Source organism: Rhizobium sp. YTUHZ045 (assembly GCF_051124255.1).
GTDB lineage: Bacteria > Pseudomonadota > Alphaproteobacteria > Rhizobiales > Rhizobiaceae > Rhizobium.
Genome location: NZ_CP101432.1, coordinates 3,110,062 through 3,136,056, shown reverse-complemented (window position 1 = coordinate 3,136,056; position 25,995 = coordinate 3,110,062). Strand labels below are relative to the sequence as shown.

The 25,995-nt window shown below is 61.5% G+C and carries 32 protein-coding genes; 14 read left to right on the top strand and 18 right to left on the bottom strand.

The annotated features are described in order from the left end of the window. The 3 genes from NMA58_RS15695 to NMA58_RS15685 form a co-directional block, all read right to left on the bottom strand. Positions 1 to 1,362, bottom strand: a complete 1,362-nt coding sequence (locus NMA58_RS15695; RefSeq protein WP_434711096.1) for an NAD(P)-dependent oxidoreductase — start codon at positions 1,360 to 1,362, stop codon at positions 1 to 3. 399 nt (positions 1,363 to 1,761) lie between these two features. Beyond that, positions 1,762 to 2,757, bottom strand: a complete 996-nt coding sequence (locus tag NMA58_RS15690) for a sensor histidine kinase (protein ID WP_176536356.1) — start codon at positions 2,755 to 2,757, stop codon at positions 1,762 to 1,764. A 193-nt stretch (positions 2,758 to 2,950) separates the two neighbouring features. Then, positions 2,951 to 3,745: a response regulator gene (locus NMA58_RS15685; RefSeq protein WP_020922074.1), complete on the bottom strand. Its 795-nt coding sequence runs from the start codon at positions 3,743 to 3,745 to the stop codon at positions 2,951 to 2,953. Between the two features lie 250 nt (positions 3,746 to 3,995). Here NMA58_RS15685 and NMA58_RS15680 point away from each other — a divergent pair, with 250 nt between their 5' ends. The 3 genes from NMA58_RS15680 (at position 3,996) to NMA58_RS15670 (ending at position 6,184) form a co-directional block, all read left to right on the top strand. Next, positions 3,996 to 4,202 carry a NepR family anti-sigma factor gene (locus NMA58_RS15680; protein ID WP_011426508.1) on the top strand — a complete coding sequence of 69 codons (207 nt, stop codon included), beginning with the start codon at positions 3,996 to 3,998 and terminating at the stop codon, positions 4,200 to 4,202. Positions 4,203 to 4,211: 9 nt separating this feature from the next. After that, the gene (locus NMA58_RS15675) at positions 4,212 to 4,769 is read left to right on the top strand and encodes an RNA polymerase sigma factor (protein ID WP_011426507.1); all 558 of its coding nucleotides are present in this window, start codon (positions 4,212 to 4,214) and stop codon (positions 4,767 to 4,769) included. 464 nt (positions 4,770 to 5,233) lie between these two features. Continuing rightward, positions 5,234 to 6,184, top strand: coding sequence for an IS110 family transposase (locus tag NMA58_RS15670; RefSeq protein WP_434711093.1), 951 nt, complete (start codon positions 5,234 to 5,236; stop codon positions 6,182 to 6,184). Between the two features lie 49 nt (positions 6,185 to 6,233). On the opposite strand, the gene NMA58_RS15665 is transcribed toward NMA58_RS15670, so the two are convergent. From NMA58_RS15665 to hemP, 7 genes are all read right to left on the bottom strand, one after another. Then, positions 6,234 to 6,632, bottom strand: coding sequence for a hypothetical protein (locus tag NMA58_RS15665; protein ID WP_183699148.1), 399 nt, complete (start codon positions 6,630 to 6,632; stop codon positions 6,234 to 6,236). A gap of 9 nt (positions 6,633 to 6,641) precedes the next feature. Beyond that, the gene (locus NMA58_RS15660; protein WP_085779156.1) at positions 6,642 to 6,986 is read right to left on the bottom strand and encodes a glycine zipper domain-containing protein; all 345 of its coding nucleotides are present in this window, start codon (positions 6,984 to 6,986) and stop codon (positions 6,642 to 6,644) included. 147 nt (positions 6,987 to 7,133) lie between these two features. Continuing rightward, complete coding sequence (locus NMA58_RS15655) at positions 7,134 to 7,928, bottom strand: heme ABC transporter ATP-binding protein (RefSeq protein ID WP_434713442.1); 795 nt, start codon at positions 7,926 to 7,928, stop codon at positions 7,134 to 7,136. Between the two features lie 23 nt (positions 7,929 to 7,951). Then, the gene (locus NMA58_RS15650; protein ID WP_434711090.1) at positions 7,952 to 9,064 is read right to left on the bottom strand and encodes a FecCD family ABC transporter permease; all 1,113 of its coding nucleotides are present in this window, start codon (positions 9,062 to 9,064) and stop codon (positions 7,952 to 7,954) included. Positions 9,065 to 9,066: 2 nt separating this feature from the next. Then, positions 9,067 to 9,996, bottom strand: a complete 930-nt coding sequence (locus NMA58_RS15645) for a heme/hemin ABC transporter substrate-binding protein (protein ID WP_434711088.1) — start codon at positions 9,994 to 9,996, stop codon at positions 9,067 to 9,069. A gap of 11 nt (positions 9,997 to 10,007) precedes the next feature. Continuing rightward, entirely contained in the window at positions 10,008 to 11,057 is a 1,050-nt protein-coding gene (locus tag NMA58_RS15640; protein ID WP_434711086.1) for a hemin-degrading factor, read from the bottom strand. Between the two features lie 20 nt (positions 11,058 to 11,077). Beyond that, positions 11,078 to 11,251 (bottom strand): hemin uptake protein HemP, encoded by a 174-nt coding sequence (gene hemP, locus NMA58_RS15635; protein ID WP_434711085.1) that lies wholly within the window; start codon positions 11,249 to 11,251, stop codon positions 11,078 to 11,080. Positions 11,252 to 11,428: 177 nt separating this feature from the next. Between hemP and NMA58_RS15630 the strand changes: the two genes are divergently transcribed. The 5 genes from NMA58_RS15630 to NMA58_RS15610 all read left to right on the top strand — a co-directional run bounded on the left by NMA58_RS15630 (position 11,429) and on the right by NMA58_RS15610 (position 14,414). Then, a complete protein-coding gene (locus NMA58_RS15630; protein WP_434711083.1) occupies positions 11,429 to 11,854 on the top strand; it encodes a hypothetical protein in 426 nt (141 codons plus the stop codon). Positions 11,855 to 12,002: 148 nt separating this feature from the next. Beyond that, positions 12,003 to 13,328 carry a TonB family protein gene (locus NMA58_RS15625; RefSeq protein ID WP_434711081.1) on the top strand — a complete coding sequence of 442 codons (1,326 nt, stop codon included), beginning with the start codon at positions 12,003 to 12,005 and terminating at the stop codon, positions 13,326 to 13,328. Between the two features lie 107 nt (positions 13,329 to 13,435). Then, entirely contained in the window at positions 13,436 to 13,843 is a 408-nt protein-coding gene (locus tag NMA58_RS15620; RefSeq protein ID WP_434711079.1) for a DUF2325 domain-containing protein, read from the top strand. Next, positions 13,840 to 14,115 (top strand): hypothetical protein, encoded by a 276-nt coding sequence (locus NMA58_RS15615; RefSeq protein ID WP_434711077.1) that lies wholly within the window; start codon positions 13,840 to 13,842, stop codon positions 14,113 to 14,115. Before NMA58_RS15620 ends, NMA58_RS15615 begins: the two co-directional genes overlap by 4 nt. Continuing rightward, positions 14,100 to 14,414 (top strand): antibiotic biosynthesis monooxygenase family protein, encoded by a 315-nt coding sequence (locus NMA58_RS15610; protein ID WP_097600633.1) that lies wholly within the window; start codon positions 14,100 to 14,102, stop codon positions 14,412 to 14,414. Before NMA58_RS15615 ends, NMA58_RS15610 begins: the two co-directional genes overlap by 16 nt. 264 nt (positions 14,415 to 14,678) lie before the next feature. Here NMA58_RS15610 and NMA58_RS15605 read toward each other — a convergent pair whose 3' ends face one another. Next, positions 14,679 to 15,050: a DUF423 domain-containing protein gene (locus tag NMA58_RS15605; protein WP_434711075.1), complete on the bottom strand. Its 372-nt coding sequence runs from the start codon at positions 15,048 to 15,050 to the stop codon at positions 14,679 to 14,681. Positions 15,051 to 15,052: 2 nt separating this feature from the next. After that, positions 15,053 to 15,442, bottom strand: a complete 390-nt coding sequence (locus NMA58_RS15600; protein ID WP_434713441.1) for a group II truncated hemoglobin — start codon at positions 15,440 to 15,442, stop codon at positions 15,053 to 15,055. A gap of 165 nt (positions 15,443 to 15,607) precedes the next feature. Between NMA58_RS15600 and NMA58_RS15595 the strand changes: the two genes are divergently transcribed. The 4 genes from NMA58_RS15595 to NMA58_RS15580 all read left to right on the top strand — a co-directional run bounded on the left by NMA58_RS15595 (position 15,608) and on the right by NMA58_RS15580 (position 18,565). Further along, complete coding sequence (locus NMA58_RS15595) at positions 15,608 to 16,171, top strand: TetR/AcrR family transcriptional regulator (protein ID WP_430958535.1); 564 nt, start codon at positions 15,608 to 15,610, stop codon at positions 16,169 to 16,171. A 19-nt stretch (positions 16,172 to 16,190) separates the two neighbouring features. Beyond that, entirely contained in the window at positions 16,191 to 16,532 is a 342-nt protein-coding gene (locus NMA58_RS15590; RefSeq protein WP_064804454.1) for a DMT family transporter, read from the top strand. A gap of 194 nt (positions 16,533 to 16,726) precedes the next feature. Further along, positions 16,727 to 17,512 carry a ThuA domain-containing protein gene (locus tag NMA58_RS15585; protein WP_434711072.1) on the top strand — a complete coding sequence of 262 codons (786 nt, stop codon included), beginning with the start codon at positions 16,727 to 16,729 and terminating at the stop codon, positions 17,510 to 17,512. A gap of 9 nt (positions 17,513 to 17,521) precedes the next feature. Further along, complete coding sequence (locus tag NMA58_RS15580) at positions 17,522 to 18,565, top strand: Gfo/Idh/MocA family protein (RefSeq protein WP_434711070.1); 1,044 nt, start codon at positions 17,522 to 17,524, stop codon at positions 18,563 to 18,565. 148 nt (positions 18,566 to 18,713) lie between these two features. Here the strand turns inward: NMA58_RS15580 and NMA58_RS15575 are convergent, their stop codons facing one another. From NMA58_RS15575 to NMA58_RS15550, 6 genes are all read right to left on the bottom strand, one after another. Then, positions 18,714 to 19,109 (bottom strand): DUF1236 domain-containing protein, encoded by a 396-nt coding sequence (locus NMA58_RS15575; protein ID WP_434711068.1) that lies wholly within the window; start codon positions 19,107 to 19,109, stop codon positions 18,714 to 18,716. Positions 19,110 to 19,240: 131 nt separating this feature from the next. After that, on the bottom strand, positions 19,241 to 20,353 hold the full coding sequence (locus NMA58_RS15570) for an ABC transporter permease (protein WP_434711066.1): 1,113 nt from the start codon (positions 20,351 to 20,353) through the stop codon (positions 19,241 to 19,243). 1 nt (position 20,354) lies between these two features. Continuing rightward, on the bottom strand, positions 20,355 to 21,482 hold the full coding sequence (locus NMA58_RS15565) for an ABC transporter permease (RefSeq protein ID WP_430958531.1): 1,128 nt from the start codon (positions 21,480 to 21,482) through the stop codon (positions 20,355 to 20,357). Next, a complete protein-coding gene (locus tag NMA58_RS15560) occupies positions 21,479 to 23,224 on the bottom strand; it encodes an ATP-binding cassette domain-containing protein (protein ID WP_434711064.1) in 1,746 nt (581 codons plus the stop codon). The genes NMA58_RS15565 and NMA58_RS15560 overlap by 4 nt, the downstream gene beginning before the upstream one ends. Beyond that, positions 23,221 to 24,234, bottom strand: coding sequence for a secretion protein HlyD (gene hlyD, locus NMA58_RS15555; RefSeq protein WP_434711062.1), 1,014 nt, complete (start codon positions 24,232 to 24,234; stop codon positions 23,221 to 23,223). The genes NMA58_RS15560 and hlyD overlap by 4 nt, the downstream gene beginning before the upstream one ends. Beyond that, complete coding sequence (locus tag NMA58_RS15550) at positions 24,231 to 24,935, bottom strand: CerR family C-terminal domain-containing protein (protein ID WP_434711060.1); 705 nt, start codon at positions 24,933 to 24,935, stop codon at positions 24,231 to 24,233. Before NMA58_RS15550 ends, hlyD begins: the two co-directional genes overlap by 4 nt. Positions 24,936 to 25,165: 230 nt before the next feature. Between NMA58_RS15550 and NMA58_RS15545 the strand changes: the two genes are divergently transcribed. Both NMA58_RS15545 and NMA58_RS15540 read left to right on the top strand, forming a co-directional pair. Next, positions 25,166 to 25,435: a hypothetical protein gene (locus NMA58_RS15545; RefSeq protein WP_434713519.1), complete on the top strand. Its 270-nt coding sequence runs from the start codon at positions 25,166 to 25,168 to the stop codon at positions 25,433 to 25,435. Between the two features lie 240 nt (positions 25,436 to 25,675). Then, positions 25,676 to 25,990, top strand: coding sequence for a hypothetical protein (locus NMA58_RS15540; protein WP_434711058.1), 315 nt, complete (start codon positions 25,676 to 25,678; stop codon positions 25,988 to 25,990). Positions 25,991 to 25,995 lie beyond the last annotated feature (5 nt).

Sequence of the window (25,995 nt, the reverse complement as noted above, 5' to 3'; positions counted from 1 at the left end):
TCAAGCAACCGCGACAGCCGGAGCGGCTGTTGCGGAGAGGGCGCGATGGATGGATTCAGCCGCGTCGCGGCCATGGGCGACGGCGGAAACCGTGAGGTCCTCGCCGCCGAAGACGCAGTCGCCGCCGGCCCAGACGCCGTCGAGCGAGGTGCGGCCTTCGACGTCGACCGCGATGCGGCCGGACTCCATGCGCAGCGAACCAAGGCCCCCGGCATCAAAGGTCTGGCCGATTGCCTTGAAGATCTGGTCGGCGGCAATCACGCCGGTCTCGCCGGTGCCGACGAGGCGGCCCTCGACGATCTTGGTGTATTCCACTTCGATTGCGGCAACTTTGCCGTCCTGCGACACGATCGATTTCGGCGCCAACCAGTGGCGGATGATGACGCCCTTCGAGCTGGCCAGATCCTGCTCGTATTCGGAGGCGTTCATGTGCTCCTTGCCGCGGCGGTAACAGATGGTCACCTCTTCGGCGCCAAGCAGCTTTGCCTGTACGGCCGCGTCGATCGCCGTCATACCGCCGCCGAGCACGACGACCCGGCGGCCGATCGCGATTTTGCCTTTGTCTTCAGCCTGGCGGAGCGTTGCGATGAAATCCACGGCGTCCTCGACGCCGGCTAGGTTTTCGCCCTCGATACGCAGCGCATTGACGCCGGCAAGACCTATGCCCAGAAAGACTGCGTCATATTGCGACTGCAGATCGGAGAGCGAAAAATCGCGGCCAAGGAGGGCGCCGTGGCGGACGTCGATGCCGCCGACCGCGATGATGTAATCAACTTCCTGCTGGGCGAAATCGTCGACCGTCTTATAGGTGGCGATTCCGTATTCATTGAGGCCGCCGGATTTTTCCCTGCCGTCGTAAATCGTGACGGAATGACCCTTCACGGCGAGACGATGGGCGGCGGCAAGACCTGCCGGGCCGGCGCCGACGACGGCGATCTTCTTTGCTGTCGCTTCGGCCCTGACATAGAACTGTTTGCCGACCTGCATGGCGGCATCGGTCGCATAACGCTGCAGGCGGCCGATCTCGACGGGCCGTTCCTCGGCCGTGTTACGCACGCAGGCCTGTTCGCAGAGCTCTTCGGTGGGACAGACGCGGGCGCACATGCCGCCGAGGATGTTCTGGTCGAAGATCGTCTTGGCCGAACCCAGCGGATTGCCGGTCGAAATCTGGCGGATGAAAAGCGGAATGTCGATCGAGGTGGGACAGGCCGTCATGCACGGCGCGTCATAACAAAAATAACAGCGGTCGGCGGCGACCAGCGCCTCGTGATTGTCAAGGCGCGGATGCAGGTCGGAAAAATTAGCCTCATACTCGGCGGGCGAAAGCCGGCCGGCGTGAATCCCAGTTTCCAGTCGTTCCATTGAAGTTCCCTCATTATTGGTAAACGGCCTGTGAGGGAAAGCGTAACCCAGGTTTAAAAATTTATCAAACGGTAAAATTTTGACGGATCCTCCTGGAAGAGGTGCCGGTAAATAACTGTTTTTTAAAGATCAATTTCTTCAGTCTGGACTGATGATTTTTCTGAGCGTGCGGCGAGGTAAGGGCATCGGAAAAAAGATTAAAAAAACACGATTTTTTTCGAATGGCAGGGAACCAAACTTAAACTTCGCCGTTATTGCGGTATCCGGATGGTGATCGCATCGACCCAACATGCGCGCCCCCAACCCACTATCCGGACGTACTCACGGTCCCCTCCCGGTGAGTGAAGACAGCCGGTGCGCCGCCCTCGCACCGGCTGTTTTTCGTTGTGGTGTCGCGCTTCACACTCGCTTGAAGATCTCGAATTCGGTTTCCGGAATAGTCAGCCGATATTCGATGCGGCCGGGCACGAGGTTCAATTCCGCCTTGCCGTTGACCGACGAGGGCACGACACGCTCCAGCACGGTGCGGCCGAAGCTGTTATCGCTGAATTCGTGGACTTCAGACTGATCCTGCAGCACTTCGGCCCAGGCGATCTCGATCGCCTTCCTGTCGTTGATCATCGCTTCACGGCAGTTCAACGTGATTGAGGCGGCGCCGCCTGATATTGCTCCATAGGAAGCGGAGTTGACAATGAGCTCGTGGAGGGCGAGGCCGAGATGCACGGCGGCATTCGGCGTCAGATGGGCATTGATGCCGTAGATCGGCATGGAGCCTGATGTCTCCGGCCAGTAGGGAGCGAACTGTTTTTCAGCGAGTTCGAAGAGATAGGCGCCCCGCCAGCTCGAATCCGTGACGAGGTCCTGGGAATTCGAAAGCGATTGTAGCCTGCCGCGGAACTTGAGGAGGAAGCTGTCGAGCGAGAGCGTGTTGCGCGCTGTTTGAGTCGCAATGCCCTGAATGATAGCGAGAAGGTTCTTCGAGCGGTGCGAGAGCTCACGCAGCAGCGATTTCAGCACTTTTTCGCGATGCCGGCTTTCAGTGACCTCCGTCATCACGGACAGAAGTCCAAGCGTGCCGCGGTCGCCAGTACGTTGGATCTTCAATTCGTAGGTACGCAGTTCGCCGTCGACATCGATTTCGACCTCGGCATTGTTGGGAATGCCAGTCTCCAGCACCTTGCGCTTCAGCGCCGTCAGATATTGTCCATGGACATCACCGAAAAGGGCGGAATCACTGCCGCCGGGCATAAAAAGCGCTGCGAAATGCGGCGGCAGATTTTCGGCGTAGAAGATTGAAAGCCGGGCGTCCTGGCAGAGGATCGAAATCCCGGCGCTGCCGAGCGCCCGCTCCATCATTGCGGCTTTGCCTTCGAATGTGAAAGGCGTGCCCGACAATGGTTCAGTCGTATTCACTCGGCCGCCTTTCCCTGTGACATCTCGGAACATCGCTGAACGGAACGCCCCGCCAGAAACCGCCTGCCAACTCTAGAATAAAGCGCTGCAAAAACCGTTAAAGCCATCGGGGCGCCCCGGTAGCACCGGAACGCCTGTCTCGGCGGTTTGGTTCCGAGAACCGGAAAATTGCGTCTCAGGCGGCTACCTTGGTCGATTCATTGAAGAAAAGCGCTTGACTGATCAGGGCTTTGACCATGTCGGGATTGAACGGTTTGGTGACGAGGAAAGTGGGTTCGGGGCGTTCGCCCGTCAAAAGCCGTTCCGGGAATGCGGTGATGAAGATCACCGGCACGCTCGACGTCTTGAGGATGTCGTTGACCGCGTCTATGCCGGAACTGCCGTCGGCAAGCTGGATGTCGGCGAGCACCATGCTCGGCTTCGTCTTGTTGTAGAGCGCGACGGCTTCGGCGTGCGTGCGGGCAATGCCGGTGACGCGATGGCCGAGGCTTTCGACCATCTGCTCTATATCCATGGCGATCAGCGGTTCATCCTCGATAATCATGATGTCGGTTGCGACCTGACGGGAGATTTCCTGCGAGGCCTTGTCGAGCAACTGCATGACATCCTGTTCATCGAGTTCGAGAATTTCCGCGATTTCTGCAACGCGGAAATTCTCCACCGACGCGAGCAGGAAAGCCTGGCGGGCGCCGGGGGAAACCTTGGACAGATTGAGTGTGGCGCGCTGTTCCCATGCATAAGGGGAAGTCGGCTCCGGAATCTGCACCGCAGTGGAACCAAACAGTTGCGTGAACAGTTTGTAAAGCGCGACCCGGTCATTGGCCGTATCCGGGAAAATCGACAAATCGGCTATAATGGCTTCAAGAACGGCAGCGACGTAAGCGTCGCCTGAAGTCTGGGTGCCGGTAAGGGCGCGGGAATAGCGACGCAGATAAGGAAGGTGCGGCGCAATTCGAGTGGAAAGTGTCATTAAAGGCTCCCGTATGCAGGCCGGTCGTAGGTTCAATGGCCAGTTAACGCTGCCTTGGTAAAAAAGTTCCGGAACGGTAGGAACTTTTTTTGTCGCGCCGCATTATTCCACCCGACAAGAAAGGGCGGGCGTAGCATTTTGATCCATGCCGCGGCAAATATCAGCGATATCGATAGTGGAACGGTCGGTGTCGGTGGTTGATCTCTTGATTGCACGCCTTTGCAACAGATAACGGTGAGAAGACGAGTTGATGACTACACGCAATAAAGAGGCGGCGGACCAGCGGAAGCTGGAGCTGCGGGCAAGCGATATTCTGGACCCGAACAACCAGATCGGCGTCAAGCTGCGGTCGCTCTATGCCGCGGCACAAGAAGAGGCGATCCCCGATCGTTTTCTCGATCTTCTCGAAAAGCTCGACCATGCTGAAATGATGGCTTCTGCCAAGATGGCCGAATAGGATCGTCGCATGGAAGAGAAACTGCAACCCAGCTTCAAGCGGGAATTGCTGGCGGCCCTCCCTAGCCTTCGCGCTTTTGCCATTTCGCTGATCGGACGGCACGATCGCGCCGACGATCTCGTCCAGGATACTATCATGAAGGCCTGGGCCAAGCAGGACCATTTCGAGATGGGCACCAATATGAAGGCCTGGCTCTTCACGATCCTGCGTAACGAACTCTACAGCCAGATGCGCAAGAGCGGTCGCGAGGTGCAGGACAGCGACGGGCTGTTCACGGAATCGATGGCCATGCATCCCTCGCAGTATGGCGCACTCGATCTGCAGGATTTCAAGAAGGCGCTCGATCAGCTGCCGCCGGACCAGCGCGAGGCGATCATCCTCGTCGGTGCCTCAGGTTTTTCATACGAAGAGGCGGCCGAAATCTGCGGCTGCGCCGTCGGCACCATCAAGAGCCGCGTCAACCGCGCGCGGCAGCGCCTGCAGGAACTGCTGCAGATTTCAGGCGAGGCCGATTTCGGCCCCGACGCCACTTCGGCGCCTCTGACATCGAAGGCTTTTGCGTTCTGAGAACAGTCATGTTCAGAGGAAGCTGGCGGCTGTTTTGGAGCGCCGGCTTCTTCGTTGTGCCCGTCCCTAAATTGCCTCAACGGGGCGACGGCAACGTGGGAGCAGCAGATGACCTGCGGCGGCGGAGCAGGGCATTGCCACATCCCCTTCTCCCCGGCGGGGAGAAGATGCCGGCAGGCAGATGAGGGGGTGAGCGGCAAAGCCGCGAATCCGGAGCGTAAGCGAAGGGCAACAATGATGCCGTGTGGGCACTCACCCGACCCTTCGGGCCACCTTCTTGGATAAGAAAAATGTAGGATATTGATGCTTGCCGGGCGGGTGGCCGCCCGCCCGGCAGCTGGTTGTCGGATCGTCACCTTCTTAGCCGTTTTGGGCTGTGGGGAGCAGGATCGCAACCGGCTCTTCATCTGGCCCGTGTGGTTGCAGGAACCTTGGGGTTCGTATCCAAGACAGGGACGACGAAGATGACCGATAATAGCATGATTTGTGCCGGAATCGATGTCGGCAAAAGCCATCTCGACATCGCCCTCCATCCCGGTAAGGCAAGGCTGAGGGTCACGTACGACACCGCTGGCCTGAAGGCGCTTGACGCCTTTCTTCGAGAGCATGACGTCAGCCGCATCGGCTTTGAAGCCTCCGGCGGCTATGAATGGCGGCTGCTGGCGCATCTGCGGGCCGGCAAGCGGCCGGCGGCGCGTCTGCAGCCGGCGCAATTGCGCTTCTTTGCCAAGAGCCGGCTCAAGCGGGCCAAGAACGATCGGCTCGATGCCGTGCTGATTGCGTTGTTCACGGCAAGTCTCGAGCAGTTGCCGGCGCTGCCGGACGCACGCTTCGACAAGATGGCCGCCGAACTGACCTATCTGGAACAGATCGAGCAGCAGATCGCGCTGGTCAAGACCTTTGCCGAGACCGCCTTGTCGGAGGCGATCAAACGCCGCCACCTGCGCGAGGTCGCCCGCCTCGAAACCTGCCGCAAGGCCCATCTGCTGCGGCTCGAAAAGACGGTTCGCGACGATTGCGACCTGGCGCAACGGCTCGATCTGCTGATCTCCATCAAGGGGATCGGGCTGCGCAGCGCCCTGTGCTTGATCATTCGGCTGCCCGAACTCGGCCATGCCAGCCGCGCCGAGATCGCCGCCCTTGCCGGCGTCGCACCCTATGACGACGATAGCGGAAAATATCACGGCAGACGCCGCATCCAGGGTGGTCGCGAACGCCTGCGAAAGAGCCTGTTCATGTGCGCATTCACGGCAACCCGGCACAATCCGGATCTCGCCGCTTTCTACACGCGCTTGCGTCAGAACGGAAAGGAACACCTGTGCGCCGTCATAGCCGTCGCCCGAAAACTCATCGTCCTCGCCAACACAATCCTCTTTCGCAAGACCGAATGGACGCCCCAATACCGGAAAAATTGAACATGGTTGCTCCCCGCCGAGAAGGGCAGCACAATCGCCATCCTCCGACTCAATCCTCCCGCTTCGAGCCGATCAGATTGGCCGCGACGATGGCGGCCAGGACGCCGGCAGTGAGCAGCGGCTGGGCGCGGACGAGGCCGATGCCTACCGTCGCCAGAGATTCCAGCGCCGCTCGGCGATCGCGGGCTCGACGTGCCTCGCGGGCGTTGATGATCGACATCACCACCAGCATGATGATTGCGATCAGCAGCGCGCCGAAGGCCAGGAAGAGGACGGCGGCGAGCGGACCGTAGATGCCAGCGAGCCAAATGGCGCCGGCGGCCACCGCCAGCGCATAGGCTGTAAGGAGGAACAGCGCGGCAAGCGCGACGAAGATGCTGTTGCGTTTGACGCGCGCAACGGTCCGATGCACGCTTGCGCCCGTGAGCAGACTGAGGATCGAGAGCATCGAGCTTCCTCAGCGACGGGCGAGGAAGGCGATGGCCAAGCCCAAAGCGGCAGCGGCGCCGATGGTTGCCAGCGGATGATTGCGCACCGTCTCGCGCATTTCGGTCGCGCCGCGCTCGTAACCGTGCTGCAGCTCGCGCAGCAGTTCCTCGCTGCGGCCGAGCAGTTCCTCAAAGCCGGCGCTAGCCTGACTGCGAATCTTCTCGCTCTGGTGGCGCGAGTTCTTGCCGACGAGGCGCGTCAGTTCGGCGAGCTCGTCGCGCAATGCCTCGATCTGTTCTTCGATCCCGGATTCAAGATGGTGGAAGGTGCCGTTGCGGCGGCTGCGGCCGGACTGGAAGATAGAATAGCTCATGGCTGTCTCCATTGGCTGGGGCGCGCGCGAGCCCGCCTGTTTCGCACGAGGGTCACCACCGTCCGTTGCATGAATGATGTCGCCCGGCATTGACCCAGATCATTGCCGACAACGTGTTGAAGGGGCAAAAGTTCCGCCTGCGCAGGCTTAGGCATGGGAGAGGGCGCTGTGGGCGAGCACGAAAGGCGTGCCGTCAGCCGGGACTTGGTTGATCCGCAGCGCGCAACCAAAGACCGAAAGCATCGTCGCGTCGGTCAGCACCTCTTTAACTCTTCCGGCGGCGGCGAGCCGGCCGGATTTCATCAGCACGAGCCGGTCGGCAAAGAGCGCTGTCAGGTTTAGGTCGTGCATGACGGCGATGACGCCGCCGCCGCGTTCGCAGAAATTGCGCGCGAGCGTCATAATGGTCAGCTGGTGGCTGATGTCCAAGCTCGAGACCGGCTCGTCGAGCAGCAGCCAGCAGGGTTTGCCGGCGACGACGGGTTCGGAGATCTGGCACAGCACGCGGGCAAGCTGCACGCGCTGCTGCTCGCCGCCGGAGAGTTCCTGGTAGAAGCGGCCTTCGAAACCGGTCAGATCGACCGAGGCGAGGGCGGCCGCCGCCGTCTGATCTGATTTGTCGGGATGCAGGTTCTGGCCCGAAGTCAAGCCCATGCGGACGATCTCGCGCACGGTGAAGGGAAAGGAAATGGCGCTTGCCTGCGGCAACACGCCGCGAATGGCGGCAAGCTGCCAGGGTTTCAGCCCCTTCACCTCGTCGCCGCCGATGCGCACCGAGCCGCCATAGGCGAGCTCGCCTGAAACCGCCTTCATCGTCGTCGTCTTGCCGGAGCCGTTCGGCCCGGCGATCGCCGTCAGCTCTCCGGCCCTTGCGGTGAAAGCGACTTCGCTGATGATTGATTTGCCGGAAAGGCGCACGGAGAGGCCGGACACTTCGATCATCTGCACGTCACTCACAAGTTCTCTCAGATGGCAAGGCGCGAACGCTGCTTCAGCAAGATCCACAGGAAGAACGGGCCGCCGACCGCTGCGGTGATGATGCCGATCGGCAGCTCGGCAGGAGCGACCAGGGTGCGGGCGAGCACGTCGGCGAAGATCAGCAGCGAACCGCCGAGAAGGGCTGCGGCGGGCAGCAAGAAACGATGATCCGGCCCAATCGCCATGCGCAGGACATGCGGCACGACGATGCCGACGAAGCCGATTCCGCCGCTGACGGCCACGGAAGCGCCGGTCGCGGCCGCGACGCCGAGGATCGCGACATTCTTCAGCCGCTGCACCGGCACGCCCATATGAAAGGCGGCTGCCTCGCCGAGCGTGATCGCATTGAGGCCGCGCGCCATGAAGGGCAGGACGGTGAAGGACAGGAGAATGATCGGGCCGGCGGTGGCGATCTTCGTCCAGGTGGCGCCGGCAAGCGAGCCCATGCTCCAGAAGGTCAGGTCGCGCAGCTGCTGGTCGTTCGCCAAGTAGATCAAGAGGCCGGTGAGCGCCAGCGCAAGCGCCCCGAGCGCGATGCCGGCAAGCAGCATCGTCGCCACCGAGGTCTGGCCATGCCGTGTCGCAATCCCGTAGAGCAGCAGCGTCGTGACGAGACCACCGCCGAAGGCAGCCGCCGGCAGAGCATAAATGCCGAAAAATGCCTGGAGGGGCGCTGCGAGGCCGCCGCCGAGCACGATCATGGCGACCGCGCCGAAACTTGCGCCGGAGGAGACGCCGACGAGGCCGGGATCGGCCAACGGATTGCGGAACAGGCCCTGCATCACCGTGCCGGAAACGGCAAGCGAGGCGCCGATCAGGAAGCCGAGGATCGCCCGGGGCAGGCGGATATCGAAGATGATGATGCGGTCACGGGCGCTGAGCGCCGTCTCGGAGCCGGCCATATTGGCGATGACATCGAGGATCGAAGCATTCGAAGCGCCCATTGTCACCGAAAACAGCATCGAGAAGGCAGAGCCGGCGACGAGCAAGGTGATTGCCAGCAGGGCGAGCCGCGTCCTGTCGCCTGCCTGCTGGCTTTCAAGCATCGCCGCCATCGCGATTAATCGCCTTCGTTCCGTGATGGCTTGCGGCAGGGCCATGATCAGCCCCCGTAGATCGCCGCATTGAGGTCACGCACCGCGCTCGCCGTACGCGGGCCGAAGCCGAGCAGGTAGACGCCGTCCATCCGGATGATCGCCTTCTTCTCTCCGGCCGGCGTCAACCCAATTGCCGGCTGCGCCAGCAGGTCTTCGTTCTTAGTGCCGGCGCCGTCGCCGCGGTTCATCATCAGGATGATGTCGGGCTTGGCTTCGATGATCGCCTCGTCCGTCAGCGGCTTGTAGCCCGGAAATACGCCGACGGCATTGACGGCGCCGGCAAGCTTGATCATGCCGTCGGCCGCCGTGCCGGTGCCCGAGGCCATGATCCGGCCGTTCTGGGCGCTGAGTATGAAGAGAACGCGCTTGCGCTCGGCCTCCGGGCGCTTTTCGGCATCGGCGATCGCCGTGTCGAGATCGGCAGCGACCTTTTCTTCGAGCGTCTTTGACTTGTCAGGCACGCCGAGCAGCGTGCCGACGCGGTCGATCTTGGCGATGATGCCGTCGCGGGTGAAGGTGTTCGGCACGGTCTCAAAGGGCACGCGGGCATTCTTCAGCACAACAAGTGCCTCCGGCGGACCGGAGCCTTCGACGGCGATGATCGCCGTCGGGTTCATGGCGAGGATGCCTTCCGGCGAGAGCGCCCGCATGTAACCGACATTCGGGAGCTTCAGCGCCGCCTCCGGATAGAGGCTCGTCGTATCGCGGGCGATCAGCCGGCTTTCCTCGCCGAGGGCGTAGACGATCTCGGTGACGTCGCCGCCGACCGAAACGAGGCGCGACGTATCGAGCTTCTTTTCCTCGGCGTGAGCGGTGCGGATGAAAGTGAAGTGCTTGCCGGCCGGCGCCGTCGGGATCAGCGGCAGCGCCATGACAACAGCCGTCAAGGTTAGTTCCCATAGACGAATCCGGCGCAGATTGTTACGCATCGTCATCGCTGTAATCCTTATGCGGCTACGCTGGCTGCCCGCGGCAGGTTTTCCATGATCTCGCGCCATTCGGCGCGTTCATCGGTACCTTCCTTCCGCTTGCCGAAGAACTGGATGATCATCTCGCCCTCGGCATTGTAGGCTTCCAGCGAGGTGACGTGGCCGTCCTTCGTCGGCTTGCGCACGGCCCAAGTCTCGGCGATGTGATCCTGGCGCAGATGCAGGTGGAAGGTCGGGTCCATGATGTTGATCCAGGGACCCATCGTCTGCACGTTGAAGATCGGGCCGGAATGGATCTGGACGATCCCGTTATTGGCGACGAAGCACATGATCGGCAGGCCCGATTTTACCGAAACATGCATCATTTCCGCCGTCGCTGTGTTGTCGAGCTTCCAGGCATAGTCGTCGCCGACGGTGCGCACAGCCGCCTGGCGGCCGATCTTCAGGCGCTTCAGCATGCCGAAGAATTCGTGGGTATCGGTGAGCTTGCTCCAGTTGTCGCGCAGCTCGTCGCGGCTGACGTCGGCGGTCTCGTCGGCTGCATTCGAGATCTCGGCCTCGACGAATTCCTGCGACTGTTCTTCGAGCTTCAGCTCAGCGACGATCGCGTGATAGGCCTCGATATTCGAATTCGGACGCAGATGCACCTTGTGCACGGCGTTGCCCGCCTTGTCGAAATATTGCAGGCTGAGACGCTCCTGTTCGCCATCCTTCTTGGAGACGGCAAAGCCATGCCCCCAGCGGTTGGGGAAGATGCGCAGGTCGATGTTCTCGCCGAGGACGATCGCGGCCTGGGCGCCGCTCTTGATGTTTTCGAAGACGCCGATCTTTTCGTGCACGGCGCTTTCGTTGCGCGACAGCGCCATCACTTCGCCGAGACGTTCCACGCGTTCGAGAAGCTTCGCCGCGCTGCCATCGATGCGGGTCACGCTGATGCCGGTTTCGGCGGCGACGAGGGCTGCCTCGGAAATCTTCAGCTGGGCGGCGATATCGCGCTCGCGCATTTTCGGGTTTTCGGCGCGAAATGCACGGATTTCGGCTGGCGCCGGTCTTTTCTGCTCAGTCATGTCTTACCTGTTTATTGGCCCTATTTATTGAGAATGAGCTTGCCCTGGCGGGTAATCTTCAGGCGGTAAACCAGCCCGTCGTGTCTGATCATGATCTCGTTCGTGCCGCGGAAAAGATCCGCGCTTTCGATGATCCGGTGCTGCGCCGCAGGGTCGCTCTGCAGCGCCATGTCCTTAAAGTTATCAACCATCATTTCGGTTTGGCATTTCCGTGAGGCCGGGGATCTGAAGGTCTCCGGTCGTGTCTAATATTAACTTGACTTTCTTACTCATAGTTTTTTAAAGACGCAATAGGAGACTAACGTAGTCAAGTTTTTAGATTGCTGATACGAAGCCGTCCGCCGACGGCTCGCGACAATGCGGAGACGATTATGACTGGTAGGTTTGCGGCCGTTGCGGCCGGCTTGGTGATGGTGGTTGCAATCGCAGCCCAGGCGCAGGAGGCGGCGCCCGCAGCCTCCCTCGATGTCGAACTCAATGCGCTGGCGCCCTCGCAGAAGGGCTGCATGATGACCTTCGTGACGCTCAACAAGCTACCCGCCGCCATCGACAAGGTTTCCTTCGAGCTTGCCTTCTTCAACGACAAGAATGCCGTCGACCGGATCACCGTTCTCGACTTCCGCGATCTGCCGCAAGGCAAGAAGCGCGTGCGCCAGTTCGACATGCCGAATGTCAAATGCGAGAGCGTGACCCGCATCCTGATCAACGACACACCGGTCTGCGACGGGCCGGTCGCCGGTGGATGCATGAAGGGTCTCGTCACTCGCTCGCAGATCTCCGTTCCCTTCGAAGGTTAGAGCATTTCCGTACGCGGAAATGCTCTAACTCTTTGTTTTTACGCAATTCCCGACGCAAAACCGCTGCGCACTTTTGCTGGAATTGCTCAAGAATACGCCGGGGGATGAACCCCGGCGGACATGTTCCAGGCTGTCCGAGGCGTAAACAATGGCGATTTCAGCGAAGTCCAGATCGAGACACGTGCTCATCGGAGAGGCGGACGCCGGCGACAGCCTGAACGACAATACGCCTGGCGTGCATCCCGGCCACGAGCTTCCGGAACTGCGCAACGCGCAGCGCCAGCCGGCCGGCGAAACGGTGATCCACTACACGCGTTTCGCGCAGATCTCCTCCTTTCCCGACCATCCGGAAACCGCGCCGGCAGCTCCGACTCCCGCGCCTCCGATGGATGCGGCGGTGGAGAAGCAGGAAGACGAGAAGACGCCGGTGCGGCGGCGGGTGGCGGTGAGTTGTGCTGGCTCATTCTTTTTCCATGCTGCGTTGGCAGCCACGCTGCTTATTGTGGTGCCTGCGCCCTTGGATGAGACGCTGATGGAGGCGGGCGAGGCGATCAGCGTGGTCATGCTCGGCAGTTCCGCCGCCGATCAGAGCGCAGCCGGCGACACCGAGGTGACCATACAGGAAGAAGTGGTCCCAGAGGCCGTTGAACCCGAGACGGTTAAGCCAGTCGAAACGGCGGAAGTACAGCCGGAGGTCGTTCAACCGGAAACCGTTGAGCCGGTTGACGCAGAGCCGGTCGAGGTCGTCCAGCCTCTACAGGACGTTACGCGTCAGTCAGCAGAGGCGGTTGCGACTGCAGAACCGGAGGTTCTCGTTTCGGAAACGCCTGCCGAGACGTCCGTCGCGCAGCCGATGTCGACGGTGGTGCCGGAGCAGCCAGTGATTTCAAGCGAACCGCCAATGGCAGCCGCAATGCAATCCCAACCTGAAGAGATCAAGCCTGTGGAGGTGGCTCCTGTTTCTCCCGAAGCGGAGCCGCCGACAGAAGTGGTTGCTCCGCAGCCGAAGCCGAAGCTGGAGAAGCCTGTAGAAAAGAAGGTGGTGGAAAGAAAACAGCCGCCGAAGAAAGCACAGGGTTCGGAGGGCGATGCCAAGCAGGAGGCGCGCAGGGGCGCTGCAGATGGACAGGCAGACGCCAATTCCACTGATAGTTCGCGCACATCCGGTGGCAGGAACGGGGCGGGAGGTGCGTCGGAAGCCAACTATAAAGGCAAACTTGTTGCGCGGTTGTTCCGTTGCGTCGACCGGATGGAGTCTCGCTATCGCACGGCTCCCGCCACCTTAACCGTTCGCATCACCGTCAATCGCAGCGGCGACATCACAGCATCGAGTGTTATCCGTGGCTCGAGGCTCCCTGAGGTTGATAGCGCCGCTCTTGCCAGGGTGGCCTCCTGCAACCTGCCGGCCATGCCCGATACGATCGCCGCATCCTCGCGAACCTACACGTTCCCCGTCCAGGTCACTCCGCGATAATATGATTAGAATCCTCAACTTTATACTTTACTACAAAAATCAAGTTTAATAAGGTCCGTTCGCACACGCAGGAATCGTGTGACGATCAACCAGCGAACGGGTGGCATATGGCTCGCAAGGGCAAGAAGGGATCGAACCGGGAGGTCCGCGACAGCGCGGGGGCGGAGGCCGGCCAGGCATCCAACGGACGAACCAAACTGGATGGCCGCAGTTTCCTTTATGTCGGCGGGCGCGACTGCCAAGTGGCGCATCTGCGCCAGATCGCCAGCAATTTCGGCGCCGAACTCATTCATCACGATGGCGGCCTGCGCGAGGCGGTTTCGCGCATCGACACCTTGCTTCCCTCTGTTGACTGCGTGTTCTGCCCCATCGACTGTATTAGCCATGATGCCTGCCTGCGCGTGAAGACCGGCTGCAAGAAGTTCAGCAAGGCCTTCATCCCGCTTCGAAATGGCAGCAAGTCCAGCCTGGAACGTGCGCTGCAGACGATGAACGAACGAGACAATTCCCGATGAACGACAAGCGCCCCAACGGCTTCACCATGATCGGCCTGCACAAGCTCGCCGCGCAGAGCGGTGGCGGCCTCGTGCCCGAGCTTTACGAGCTTTTTCAGCAGTATGCCGAACGCCGGCAGATCTACCAGAATGTGACGCTGTTCCCGATCTGGGAGGCGACAAGACCGCTTGGCGCGGCGGCGGCAAATGGCAATAATATTCTCGCCTTTCCCTCGCCTGCTGTAAGGGCCGCCAAGAGGAAGCGTAAGGAGACTTCATGTATATCGCAATGAATCGCTTCAAGGTGGTAACCGGAACCGAGGGCGATTTCGAGACGGTCTGGCGCAATCGCGATTCCAGCCTGGCCGAGGTGCCCGGCTTCGTCGAATTCCGCCTGCTGCGTGGCAAGGTCAATGAAGAAGAGGGGTATACGCTCTATTCCTCGCACACGGTCTGGAAGAGCGAAGAGGATTTTCAGAACTGGACGAAGTCCGAGAATTTTCGCGCGGCGCACCGCAATGCCGGAGACCGCAAGGCGATGTATAAGGGTCCGCCGGTTTTTGAGGGTTTTAATGTGGTCGACGGGATTTGATGGCAATTTTTACGAGTGGAAGGCGAGGCGTTCCCCACGCTCATTCCTGTGCCCGTCACAGCAATCCAGCCACGGCGCGTCCGTCCCGTGAATGACCCGTAGGGCCTGAAGAGAGTCTCCCGCGCCCAAGGACTTGGGCGCGCTGGATCCCTGTGACGAGCACAGGGAAGAGAGGGCAGCGGACTCCCATCAGCCGCTCAGTTTGCGGATGGATACTCTGCTGCAACGTACCCTCATAGACAAGCGGCCGAGTTTTCCAAGCCCCTAAAACCGCACGCGAAAGACAGCACCTGCCGCCACAGCCAGCCAGCCGAGCATCATCGCCCAGCCGCCGGTCGGCGCGGCGTAGGGGAAGAGGCCGGAGCCGGAGAAGCGGAGCGTAACAAGATCGCCGGCAAAGAGCAGGGTTCCCACGATCATCAGAAAACCGGCGAGCCAGGCGGTTTTGAGCTTGGCGGTGCCGAGGGCCAAAGCGAGCAGGGCAGGGGCGTGTGCAAGGCACATGGCGGAGGCGGATGCCGCAAGATTGGCCTCACCGCGGCCATGGGCGGCAAGCGCGGCGAGCGCCACGCCGGCCACGCCGAACAAGCCGGCGAAGAGATAGAGCACCGGCTCGATGCGCGCGTTCAGGCTCATGACTATTCCTTGTTCTGCATATGATAGGCAAGGCGCTCGACCGGCGCCCAGATGAGATCGCGCAGCGCCTGACTTGCGATCGTCTCGTCGAGCGCGCGGCGGAAGCAGAGCAGCCATTCGTCCCGTTCGATAGGCCCGATTTCGGCAACGAAATGGCGGCTGCGCAGGCGCGGATGGCCGCGCTTGTCGATATAGAGCGGCGGGCCGCCGAGATAGCCGGTCATATATTCGTAGAATTTCTCTTCGCTGCCTTCGAGGCTCGGCGGGTGTACGGCACGCACGTTTTTTGCCTCCGGCAGCGTATCCATCAGCGCATAGAAGCGGTGCGTCAGCGCCCGTACGGCGGCATTGCCGCCGATCGCTTCGTATAGAGTGGTGACCTTCTCCGCCACGAAACCATTCCCCGATATCATTCTACTCCCGATCCTTCATGCACCTGATGGAAAACGACCGCAACTGTCATCAAGGTGCCGCGGCATTTCGCGCATGATGCCTGGGGCCAGGCGTTTGCAGCGATTCTCCTTGACAAAACCGTCTGGACGGTATCTTTATAGCGCATGTCAAACGCTCATCACCGCAAGAAACAACCGGCTCTCGTGCGCCAGGAATTGCTGGAGGTCGCAGCGAGCCTTGCCGCCAGCGAAGGCATGGCGGCCGTGACACTCGATGCGGTCTCCGCCGCCTCCAGCGTCAGCAAGGGCGGATTGCTGCATCACTTCCCGACGAAGAATGCGCTGCTCGACGCGCTGTTCGAGAGCCTGCTCGAAAGGTTCGATGCGGATATCGAGGAACTGATGCGCGGCGATCCCGTGCCGCAGGGACGCTTCACCCGGGCCTATCTCAGGGCGGTGTCCGGTCTCAAGGATCGTCCCGACGATTCCAGGAGCTGGACGCAGGTGACGATCGCGCTTCTCGCCGAACCCAGGCTGCGCCTTCGCTGGCGCCAATGGGTGCAGGCGCGGGCTGAGGAATATGTCGGCACCGACTCCTCTCTCGATGCTCAGATCGTGCGGTTCGCCGCCGATGGGCTGTGGTTTGCTGACACGTTGGAGAGCCATGACATCAGCAGTGCCCTGAGGCGGAATCTCATCAGCCGTCTTGTCGAGCTCACGGGAAAGTAATCCGAAAAAGGAATTCGTCATGAGCCAGGCCGCCATCTACGGGCTGCTCTTTGCAGCCATCGTGCTCGAAGTCATCGGCACTACGGCGCTGCAATTGTCGCAGCAGTTTACCCGCATCGGGCCGACGGCGCTTGTCGTCGCCTGTTATGCGGCGGCCTTCTATTGCCTGTCCTTAACGCTGAAGAGCATTCCCGTCGGCATCGCCTATGCGATTTGGAGCGCTTTGGGAATAGTGCTGATTTCGTCGGTCGGCCTGATCTTTTTCAAGCAGCGCCTCGATCTGCCGGCCATTGTCGGCCTCGGGCTGATCATATCGGGCGTCATCGTCGTCAATCTGTTCTCGAAATCCGTTTCTCATTGATTTCATTGTTATATCTCAGAAGGTCCTCCGGAGTCTCAGGAGAGAAAATTTCCCCTTTGTCAAACTTCTGACAAAGCGCTATGTGTTGCTCGGACGTTGTGGAGATCGAGGCGCACCCAGCGCCTTTCTCCAAAGCGCTTTGAATTCTGCCTTTCCCGCCTAAACGATCCTTCCAGCTTCCAGAGGAGCACAGTATGGCCATACGCACCGTTGTGTGGGGTGAAAACATTCACGAGAATACCAATGCGATCGTCCGGGGCATCTATCCGGAAGGCATGCATACGACGATCGCCAATGCGCTGAATACCGATCCTGGCATCTCGGCTACGACGGCGACGCTGCAGGAGCCGGAGCACGGGCTGAGCGGAGCCCGGCTTGCCGAAACCGATGTCTTGATCTGGTGGGGCCACAAGGATCACAGCGCGGTGTCAGACGTCGTCGTCGAACGCGTCGCCAAGCGCGTCTGGGAAGGCATGGGCCTTCTCGTGCTGCATTCCGGCCATTTCTCGAAAATCTTCAAGCGGCTGATGGGAACGCCCTGCGCGCTGAAATGGCGCGAGGCGGGTGAGCGTGAGCGGCTGTGGACGATCAACCCGCGCCATCCGATCGCCGCCGGCATCGGCGAGCATTTCGAGCTTGAGAACGAGGAAATGTATGGCGAGCAGTTCTCGGTGCCGGAGCCGCTCGAAACCGTGTTCATCTCCTGGTTCCAGGGCGGGGAAGTGTTCCGCTCGGGCCTGACCTGGCGCCGCGGCGCCGGCAACATCTTCTATTTCCGCCCCGGCCATGAGACCTACCCCACCTATCACGACGCCACCGTTCAGAAGGTGCTGATCAACGGCGTCAAGTGGGCCTACAACCCTGAAGGCGCGTTGACTGGCATTACCGACGCTCCAAATGTGCCGGTGGAAAAGGCATTGGAGCCGATCGTCGAACGCGGCCCGAAACTGCACCAGGCCGGCGAAGCCGGTTACCGCTGAGGAGCATCCATGCGACTACTCGTTCTTGGCACGGGCGTGATGGCGAAAAGCCAGCTCACCCACTTCAGCAAAATCGAGGGGGTGACGGTGGTTGGCGCCGTCGACACCGATCCAGACCGGCTTTCCGCCTTTGCCGACAAGTTCAATATCGAAAAGCGGTTTCATTCGTTGGATGAGGCGATCGCCTGGGGCGAGTTCGATGCGGCGACGAACATCACGCCCGATCGCATCCATCACCCGACCACCATGGCGCTGATTGCGGCCGGCAAACATATGCTCTGCGAGAAGCCGCTGGCGGAAAACTATCCTAAGGCGCTGGAGATGACGGAAGCGGCCGAAAAGGCCGGTGTCATCAACATGGTGAACCTCACCTATCGCAACGTTGCGCCGCTGCAGCGTGCCCGCGAGATGGTGCTATCAGGCGAACTCGGCACGATCAAGCATGTGGAGGCCTCCTATCTCCAGAGCTGGCTCGTCTCGCGCGCCTGGGGCGACTGGCGCACCGAATCGACCTGGCTGTGGCGGCTTTCCACCGGCCACGGCTCGAACGGGGTGCTCGGCGACGTCGGCATCCACATCCTCGATTTCGCTGCTTACGGCGCCGCGACCGACATCGACCACGTCTTTGCCCGGCTGAAAACCTTCAACAAGGCGCCAGGCGGCCAGATTGGCGAGTATATGCTCGACGCGAATGACAGCTTTACCATGGCCGTCGATTTCGCCAACGGCGCGCTCGGCGTCATCCATGCCAGCCGCTGGGCGACGGGCCATCTGAATGAGCTTAAGCTGCGCATCTATGGCGAAAAAGGCAGCCTTGAAGTCATCAATCGCCCGGCTGGGTCCGAGTTGCGCGGCTGCCTCGGAGAGGATGCCGAGACCGCCAGCTGGAAGGAGATCGAAGCGCCGCCGGTGCCAACCAACTACCAGCGCTTCGCCGAAGCGGTGGCAAGCGGCATCCAGCCCGACCCGAACTTCCGCCACGCCGCCAACCTGCAGAAGGTTCTCGATCTCGCCATGGTGACGGAGCGCGAGCGGCGCGAGCTGAAAGTCTGATCTCCGCTTGGGATATGGAAGCGCCGTTCAGACGGCGGTTTGCCGTGCTATCGCGCGCCGATTGATTGTTGGTGCAATCGTAGAAAAAGGCCCCGCCGAAGCGGGGCCGGAGGTAGTCGAGCCGCAGCAGGCGGTCTCGATCGCTTGATTATTCGATGACCTGCACGACTCTATGGGTGCGGGGTTCAACGATCACACGACGATCGTTGATGACCGTATAGGCGTATTTAGGGTTGTCGGGCACCGGAGTGACGACGACATCCGCCGGAAGCGGCTTGCCGACAACGATCGGCTGTTCAACGACCACGCGGGAGGTCGGGGTCGGCTGCTGCTCGACATAGGTGACGACCTCGCGCGGCGGCGGGTCAATAGCGGCACCGGCGACACCGCCGGCGATGCCGCCTACTGCGGCACCCACAGGACCACCGACGATCGCGCCGGTGATGGCGCCACCAGCTGCACCGGTGACTGCTCCGTCAGCCAGAGCATTGGTGGCAAGCGACGACAGCGCAAGGGCGCCGGAGACAAGTATGATCTTGTACATTTTGCTTCTCCTTTGCTGGGGTTGCACTCGACTAACGACGTCGCCAAATCGAGGTTCCCGCAGCAAAGAGTCACGCTTTGGAAGGCCGGTTTACATTCTGTGAGACGGCCGCTGCAGGTGTGGGACTGGGATTATTCTAGGCGCCGGCGGAAGAGCCAGGCAGCGGCGCTGAGCGTCACTGTAGCGATCAGCGCCAGTGGGATGGTCTGGTTCACCACCTCGCTCAAAGGGATATCCTTGAGGAATACGCCTTTGACGATCACCAGGAAATAGCGCAGCGGATTGACGTAGGTTATCGGCTGCAGCCAGCCCGGCATGTTTTCGATCGGGGTCGCGAAGCCCGAGAGCAACATGGCCGGGACCATGAACAGGAAAGCGCCGAGGATCGCCTGCTGCTGCGTCATCGACAGCGCAGAGATGAAAAGACCGAGGCCGGCGACAGAACCGAGATAGAAGATCGCGCTGCCGTAAAGCAGGAAGAGCGAGCCACGCAGCGGCACCTCGAAGAGGAAGACGGCGGCGAGGATATAGACGGTGATGTGGAAGAGGCCGATCATCATCGGCGGGATCAGCTTGCCGATCAGAATCTCGTGCAGGCGCAACGGGGAGACCATCAGCTGGTCGAAGGTGCCGAGCTCGCGCTCGCGGGCGATCGACAGTGCCGTGACGATCAGGCCGATCAGGAGCGCGATGCTGGCGATCAGGTTCGGCACCATGAACCATTGATAGGTGAGGTTCGGGTTAAACCAGTTGCGCGGCACGGATGAGACGATGCTGGCCCCGGCGCGTTTGCCGGCCGGCGTCTCGGCAGCAAGCGCCGCACCGATCTGCGAGAGGTAGCCCGCGACGATCTGCGAGGCGTTGGAGCGGCGGCCGTCGAGCACCACCTGCAGGTCGGTCGGCGTTCCCGCTTCGATATTGCGGGAGAAATCCGGGCCGATTTCGATCGCGGCGATGACCGTCTGATTGTCTATCGCCACCTGGACCTCAGCCTGTTCGGCGGCGATCGAGATATTGCGGAAGGTCGGCGAGCCATCGATACGCTCGATCAGCTCCTGGCCCCAATGGCCGTTGTCGCGGTTGAGGATCATGACGTCGACGTTGCGCACTTCGAGCGTCGCCGCATAGGAGAAGACGAGGAGCTGGACGATCGGCGGGCCGATCAGGATGGCGCGGCCCTTGGGATCGCGCAGCACGGCGAGCAATTCCTTGACGATGAGGGCGTAGAGCCTTGTCCATCCCATCTCAGCCGATCCTCTTTCTGGTGCTGCGTGCGGCCAGGACGAACATGACGCCGCCGATCGTCAGCATGACCGAGATTGCCTGTCCGAACATCGGCCAGATGTCGCCAGCGAGAAACACCGTCTGCAGGCTGGGGATCAGGTAGCGGGCCGGCACGATGAAGGTGATCCACTGGATGATCCTGGGCATGGAGTTGATCTCGAACAGGAAGCCCGAAAGCAGGAAGGCCGGCAGGAAGGCGGAGATCAGCGCCAGCTGCGAGGCGAGAAACTGGTTCTTGGTTGCCGTCGAGATCAACAGGCCTTGCCCCAGCGCCGGGATCAGGAAGGCGGCCGACAGGGCATAAAGGCCAGCGACCGAGCCGCGGAACGGCACGCCGAAGAGAAAGACCGCAAGCAGAACGCAGAGCGTCATCGACGTCAAGCCGAGCAGAAAATAGGGCAGGATCTTGCCGGCAAGCAGCTCGACTGCCGTCACCGGGGTCGCCATCATTGCTTCCATCGTCCCGCGCTCCCATTCGCGGGCGACGACGAGTGAGGTCAGCAGCGTGCCGACCAGCGTCATGACGATGGCGATCGAGCCCGGCACGAGGAAATTGCGGCTGGTCAGCTCCGGATTGAACCAGAAGCGCTGCTCGACTGTGATGGCGGGACTGTGGGAGGCGACGTCCGCCTGCCTCTGCTGTTCCCAGTTGGCAACGGCGCCCTGCGCATAGTTCTGGACGAAGTTCGCCGTGTTCGGATCGGAGCCGTCGACAATTACCTGGACCTGCGGGCGGTTGCCGGCGGTATAACGGGTGGTGAAATCGGCCGGGATGACGACGATGCCGCGCAGCTTTCCGATCACGAGATCTTCTTCGAACAGGCGGCGGTCACGGCCGATCGCCACGTCGAAATAGCGCGAGGCCCGGAAGCTGGCCGCGAGGTCCTGCGTCAGCGGCGTCATCTCCTCGGTCACGAGGCCTATGCGGGTACGCGTTGTATCGAGCGAGACGCCGTAGCCGAAGAGGAAGAGCAGGATCAGCGGCAGTACGAAGGCGATGAGGATGCTGCTCGGGTCGCGGATCGCCTGGAAGCTTTCCTTGCGCACCAGAGCTGCAAGACGCCGGAGCCGGCCGGAGGAAATGCTCATGCTGCATCCTCCGCTTCCGATTGCTGCACCAGCGCGATGAAGGCGTCCTCCATCGTCGGGTCCGGCGCATCCTTTGTCGCGACACGTGCCTTCAGCTCATCGGGAGAACCGAGTGCGATCGAACGGCCGCGGTAGATCAGCGAAATGCGGTCGCAATATTCCGCCTCGTCCATGAAATGGGTGGTGACGAGCACGGTGACCCCCTTTTCGACCAGGCCATTGATATGCGTCCAAAACTCGCGGCGAGTGATCGGATCGACGCCGGAGGTCGGTTCATCGAGGAAGAGGGCGCGCGGTTCGTGCATGACGGCGCAGGCAAGTGCCAGGCGCTGCTTGAGCCCGAGCGGCAGATCCTTGGCGGCTTCGCGGGCATGGCGGCCGAAATCGAAAATGTCGGCCATCAGCTCTATGCGCTCGCGCCTGCGCTGGCCGCGAAGGCCATAGACGCCTGCGAAGAATTCCAGGTTCTGCATGACTGTAAGATCGCCGTAGAGAGAGAATTTCTGCGCCATATAGCCGAGCTGGTTGCGAGCTTCGGCGGCATCGCGACGGAGATCGAAACCGGCGACGCGGCCTTCGCCGCCGGTCGGCTTCAACAGGCCGCAGAGCATCTTGAAGGTGGTGGACTTGCCGGCGCCGTTCGGACCGAGCAGGCCGAAGATCTCGCCGCGGCGGATATCGAAGCTGATGTCGTCGGCGGCGGTGAAATCGCCGAAGCGCTTGGTCAGGCCCCTGGCCTCGATCACCGGCCGGTCACCCTCGGCTGTCAGCGGCTCTTGCGCTTCGGCAAGCCGGGAGCGGCCGCCGGGGCCGCCGCCGAGCATATCGACGAAAGCGTCCTCGAAACGCGGTGGGGCGGGAGAAAGCGATGCGCCGTCGCCGGCCTTGCCGATATCGGGCGTCTTGCCGCTGGCCGCGACGAGGCGGATCGCCTCGCCCTGAATCACCCCGTCGATGACGCCATCGGCCTGCAGGAGTTCGGCGAGAACCTGCCGACGGCGGCCGGTGACATCGGAGACCCGGAAGACGCGGTCGCGGACGCGCTCGGTCATTTCATTCGGTTTTCCCGAGAAGAGCAGTTTTCCCTGGTTCAAGAGCAGCACGTGGTCGCAGGCTTCGGCCTCGTCGAGATAGGCGGTCGACCAGACCACGCCTATGCCTTCCCTAGTCAGGTTCCCGACCATCTTCCAGAGGTCGCGGCGCGAGATCGGGTCGACGCCGACGCCCGGTTCGTCGAGCAGCAGCAGGCGCGGCTTTTTCAGAAGCGCGCAGGCAAGGCCGAGCTTCTGCTTCATGCCGCCGGAGAGCTTTCCAGCGAGCCTGCCGGTGAAGCGTTTAAGGTCGGTGAAGGTCAGCAGCTCGTCGAAGGCGCCGGTGCGTTCGCTCTTCGGCAGGCCGCGCAAATCGGCATAGAGGTCGAGGTTTTCCTGCACCGAGAGATCCTCATAAAGACCGAAGCGCTGCGGCATGTAGCCGATCGCCGCCTGAATGCCGGCGGCGTTCTTTCTGGTGTCGAAGCCCAGCACTTCCATCGTTCCGGTGTCGGGCAGCATCAGGCCGGTCATCAGCCGGATCAGCGTCGTCTTGCCGGCGCCGTCGGGACCAACGAGGCCGGTGATCGCGCCGCCGCCGATGACGCCGGAGACGGCGTTAAGGGCTGCAGGCGCATCGCCGAAGCGTTTGGTGACGCCGTCGATCCGAACGAGCGGCCTGGCGTCCCGACCGGGTTCTGGGGCAGTCATTGTCCGCCTGTCGGCGGCGCGGACAGCCGCACGGTGACCGGCATGCCCTGCCGCAGGTCGGGGCCGGGCCTGTCGATGACGATCCTCAGGCGATAGACGAGATCGGTCCTCAGTTCAGGCGTCTCCACCGACTTCGGCGTGAATTCGGCGACCGGCGAGATGAAGCCGATGGTGCCTTCATAGGGTCTATCCGGCTGGGTATCGGAGGTGACGGATACTTTCATGCCCGGGTGGACGCGGCCGAGATCGGGTTCGGCGACATAGCTGCGCACCCAGACCGGCTCTGTCAGGGAGAGCACGAAGACGGTATCGGCCGGCGAGACGATCGCGCCGTTCTCCCGCACCCGCGAGAGGATGACGCCGTCGTTCGGAGCGCGCAGTTCGGTGTCTGCGAGCGAGGTTCGGGCTGAGGCGAGTGTGGCCTCGGCGGCCTTCAGCTGGGCGTCGGCGGCGGCGATGTCCTCGACGCGCGAGCCTTCCTGCAGCAGCTTCAGCGCCTCGCTGGCGGATTGCGAGCGGGCGGCGGCCATCGCCTTTGCGGCGGTCGCCTGGTCGAGATTCGCTTCGGAAATCGTGCCCTGCGGGCGAAGCTGGCGGGCGCGGTCGTAAGCGAGGTTGGCATTCTGCAGATCCGCCAGGCTTTCGTCGTAGGCAGCTCGCGCCTGGGCGATCTCGGTCGGCCGCGGGCCAGCCTTCAGCTTGTCGAGCGTCGCGCGAAGGGCCGCGGCATTGGCCTCGCCGGAGCGGACTGCGAATTCGTAGGGTGCGGCGTCGAGCTTCGCCAAAACCGTTCCGCTCTTGACGACATCACCCTCGTCGACCCCGAGTTCGGAAATACGGCCGCTGACGCGAAAGCCGAGCGAGACCTGACGGATATCGACATTGCCGTAAAGGACGAATTCGCGACGCGCCTCGGGCAGCCAGCCGAGCCGTTCGGGCAGGCCGTACCACCAGGCGGCGGCACCTGCGGCAAGGAGGAGAAGAATCACGAGGAGAAGGATGCGTTTCATGCCGCGCCTCTTTTCGGCGGTCCGATGACATCGACCAGTTCGGCAGCAAGGCCGCGCAGGATTTCCACCTGTTCCGGGCCGAAGGCGTCCCATTCCATCTGCGCGAGTACGGAGGCATGGGCGAAGCGGAAGATGAGGATGCTGCCGACGAGATTGAAAGTGCGCAGGCGCACATGTTCGGACGCAGGATTCTCGCCGATAATGGCGCCGACCAGGCGCCGACCCATTTCGATCATCGGCCTCATGATGCCTCGATAGACCCGCTTGAAAGCTTCGGTCGGCTCCATCTGCTCGCGGATGAGGAATCGGGCCCAGGGTTCCGATTCCTTGGCGACGAAGAGCGTCACCATGGTCTGGAGAACTTCAGTCAGGAAAATGCGGGCGTCGGCTTCGCCGAGCGGCTCGCCGGCCGCGTCGAGCGCCACCAGATGCGCTCCGATGCGCGCCCTCATGCCGCTGACATGCGCATCGATCCTCATCATCAGATATTCGGCGGTGGCGATGTAGAGGCCTTCCTTGCTGCCGAAATAATAGGGGATCGCCTGCAGGTTGACGCCGGCGGCTTCAGTCAGCTGGCGCGTCGAGGCGCCATCGAAACCGTAGCGCCCGAAGACATCGAGAGCAGCGGTCAGCATCTTCTGGCGCGCGATCTCGGCGCGGGCGGAGGCCGGGGGATTTGGAGTGTCACTGTTCTGGGTCATGACGGATTCATAACACCGAAGTTGTATTAAGTCAATCGAATGATATATTCCAGATGGCGAACCGCTTCGGACGCGGAAAAGGGCACGTTATGTCCTCTCAGAGCTCGGGATGGCGGCTAAAGCGGTTCAGCGTCACGGAAGCGCAGAACCGCTCCAAACCTTTTTGGATTTGTGCCGGATGGAAACCGCTTCGCACTTTTTTGGAATTGCTCTGACAGTGGGAAGCACCATTGACGACAGTGATGTGTCCGGCGCCGACCGCGGCGGAACGAAGAGCCGTTGTTTTTCTCGTTATGCGCTCATTTTTTGACACAAAACTGCCTTGCTCCTTCCCTATCGCCAATGCGATGCGTATCCAAATCTATATTATCGCGCTCCTGCTCAGCGCCATCATGTGGTCGATCTCGTTCGATGCGGCGCGAGAATCCTATCATGCCGCGCAGAGCGCGGGCCTGATGCCGAACCTGCATATCAACAAGAAGCTGGATCGCATCCTCTAAGCTGCGATTCGCGTCCGGGCATCGCTTCCAGCCGCGGCGTGGCTGGTTTCGTCAGGCATGTCGATGTCCTTCCGTATAGAAAGTCAAATTTCCTAAAATTTGACCGATGCGCTTAAAAGCCCTGCAAATACTGACGTGTAGAGTGTTCTCATGAAGGCGGCCGAAGCGTGGACAGACGCATCGATCGCTTGGATCAGGGCGAGACGAAAGCCCTGCGATCCGAAAACGGGGACTTTCGACATGCAGAAAACTCTTGCCGCCATCGTCTTGACCTCGAGCATCATTGCGGCTGCCGGGCCGGCCCTCGCCGTCGGGCCTGCCGGTCTTGCCCAAGACCTGATGTATACGTCTGCCATCGGCCGTTCGCCCGAGATTCCGCTGACGACACGTGTGGGTTTCGTGCGGCCGAGCGTTCCCTTCGTTCTACGCAGCCCGGCTGCTATCGAAGGCGAGGGCTATCGGCTCAAGGCCTATTCGAAGAGCCTGAGTTTTGCCATCGACTATGTGTTTGCAAAGACTATCGGCACCGTGGAAGCGCTCGCGTTTCTGCGCTAAGTCGC

Coding starts and splice junctions, on each gene's coding strand:
- NMA58_RS15695 (WP_434711096.1), bottom strand. CDS start 1,362: ATGGAACGACTGGAAACTGGGATTCACGCCGGCCGGCTTTCGCCCGCC.
- NMA58_RS15685 (WP_020922074.1), bottom strand. CDS start 3,745: ATGACACTTTCCACTCGAATTGCGCCGCACCTTCCTTATCTGCGTCGC.
- NMA58_RS15680 (WP_011426508.1), top strand. CDS start 3,996: ATGACTACACGCAATAAAGAGGCGGCGGACCAGCGGAAGCTGGAGCTG.
- NMA58_RS15675 (WP_011426507.1), top strand. CDS start 4,212: ATGGAAGAGAAACTGCAACCCAGCTTCAAGCGGGAATTGCTGGCGGCC.
- NMA58_RS15670 (WP_434711093.1), top strand. CDS start 5,234: ATGACCGATAATAGCATGATTTGTGCCGGAATCGATGTCGGCAAAAGC.
- NMA58_RS15665 (WP_183699148.1), bottom strand. CDS start 6,632: ATGCTCTCGATCCTCAGTCTGCTCACGGGCGCAAGCGTGCATCGGACC.
- NMA58_RS15660 (WP_085779156.1), bottom strand. CDS start 6,986: ATGAGCTATTCTATCTTCCAGTCCGGCCGCAGCCGCCGCAACGGCACC.
- NMA58_RS15655 (WP_434713442.1), bottom strand. CDS start 7,928: ATGATCGAAGTGTCCGGCCTCTCCGTGCGCCTTTCCGGCAAATCAATC.
- NMA58_RS15650 (WP_434711090.1), bottom strand. CDS start 9,064: ATGGCCCTGCCGCAAGCCATCACGGAACGAAGGCGATTAATCGCGATG.
- NMA58_RS15645 (WP_434711088.1), bottom strand. CDS start 9,996: ATGACGATGCGTAACAATCTGCGCCGGATTCGTCTATGGGAACTAACC.
- NMA58_RS15640 (WP_434711086.1), bottom strand. CDS start 11,057: ATGACTGAGCAGAAAAGACCGGCGCCAGCCGAAATCCGTGCATTTCGC.
- hemP (WP_434711085.1), bottom strand. CDS start 11,251: ATGATGGTTGATAACTTTAAGGACATGGCGCTGCAGAGCGACCCTGCG.
- NMA58_RS15630 (WP_434711083.1), top strand. CDS start 11,429: ATGACTGGTAGGTTTGCGGCCGTTGCGGCCGGCTTGGTGATGGTGGTT.
- NMA58_RS15625 (WP_434711081.1), top strand. CDS start 12,003: ATGGCGATTTCAGCGAAGTCCAGATCGAGACACGTGCTCATCGGAGAG.
- NMA58_RS15620 (WP_434711079.1), top strand. CDS start 13,436: ATGGCTCGCAAGGGCAAGAAGGGATCGAACCGGGAGGTCCGCGACAGC.
- NMA58_RS15615 (WP_434711077.1), top strand. CDS start 13,840: ATGAACGACAAGCGCCCCAACGGCTTCACCATGATCGGCCTGCACAAG.
- NMA58_RS15610 (WP_097600633.1), top strand. CDS start 14,100: ATGTATATCGCAATGAATCGCTTCAAGGTGGTAACCGGAACCGAGGGC.
- NMA58_RS15605 (WP_434711075.1), bottom strand. CDS start 15,050: ATGAGCCTGAACGCGCGCATCGAGCCGGTGCTCTATCTCTTCGCCGGC.
- NMA58_RS15595 (WP_430958535.1), top strand. CDS start 15,608: ATGTCAAACGCTCATCACCGCAAGAAACAACCGGCTCTCGTGCGCCAG.
- NMA58_RS15590 (WP_064804454.1), top strand. CDS start 16,191: ATGAGCCAGGCCGCCATCTACGGGCTGCTCTTTGCAGCCATCGTGCTC.
- NMA58_RS15585 (WP_434711072.1), top strand. CDS start 16,727: ATGGCCATACGCACCGTTGTGTGGGGTGAAAACATTCACGAGAATACC.
- NMA58_RS15580 (WP_434711070.1), top strand. CDS start 17,522: ATGCGACTACTCGTTCTTGGCACGGGCGTGATGGCGAAAAGCCAGCTC.
- NMA58_RS15575 (WP_434711068.1), bottom strand. CDS start 19,109: ATGTACAAGATCATACTTGTCTCCGGCGCCCTTGCGCTGTCGTCGCTT.
- NMA58_RS15570 (WP_434711066.1), bottom strand. CDS start 20,353: ATGGGATGGACAAGGCTCTACGCCCTCATCGTCAAGGAATTGCTCGCC.
- NMA58_RS15565 (WP_430958531.1), bottom strand. CDS start 21,482: ATGAGCATTTCCTCCGGCCGGCTCCGGCGTCTTGCAGCTCTGGTGCGC.
- NMA58_RS15560 (WP_434711064.1), bottom strand. CDS start 23,224: ATGACTGCCCCAGAACCCGGTCGGGACGCCAGGCCGCTCGTTCGGATC.
- hlyD (WP_434711062.1), bottom strand. CDS start 24,234: ATGAAACGCATCCTTCTCCTCGTGATTCTTCTCCTCCTTGCCGCAGGT.
- NMA58_RS15550 (WP_434711060.1), bottom strand. CDS start 24,935: ATGACCCAGAACAGTGACACTCCAAATCCCCCGGCCTCCGCCCGCGCC.
- NMA58_RS15540 (WP_434711058.1), top strand. CDS start 25,676: ATGCAGAAAACTCTTGCCGCCATCGTCTTGACCTCGAGCATCATTGCG.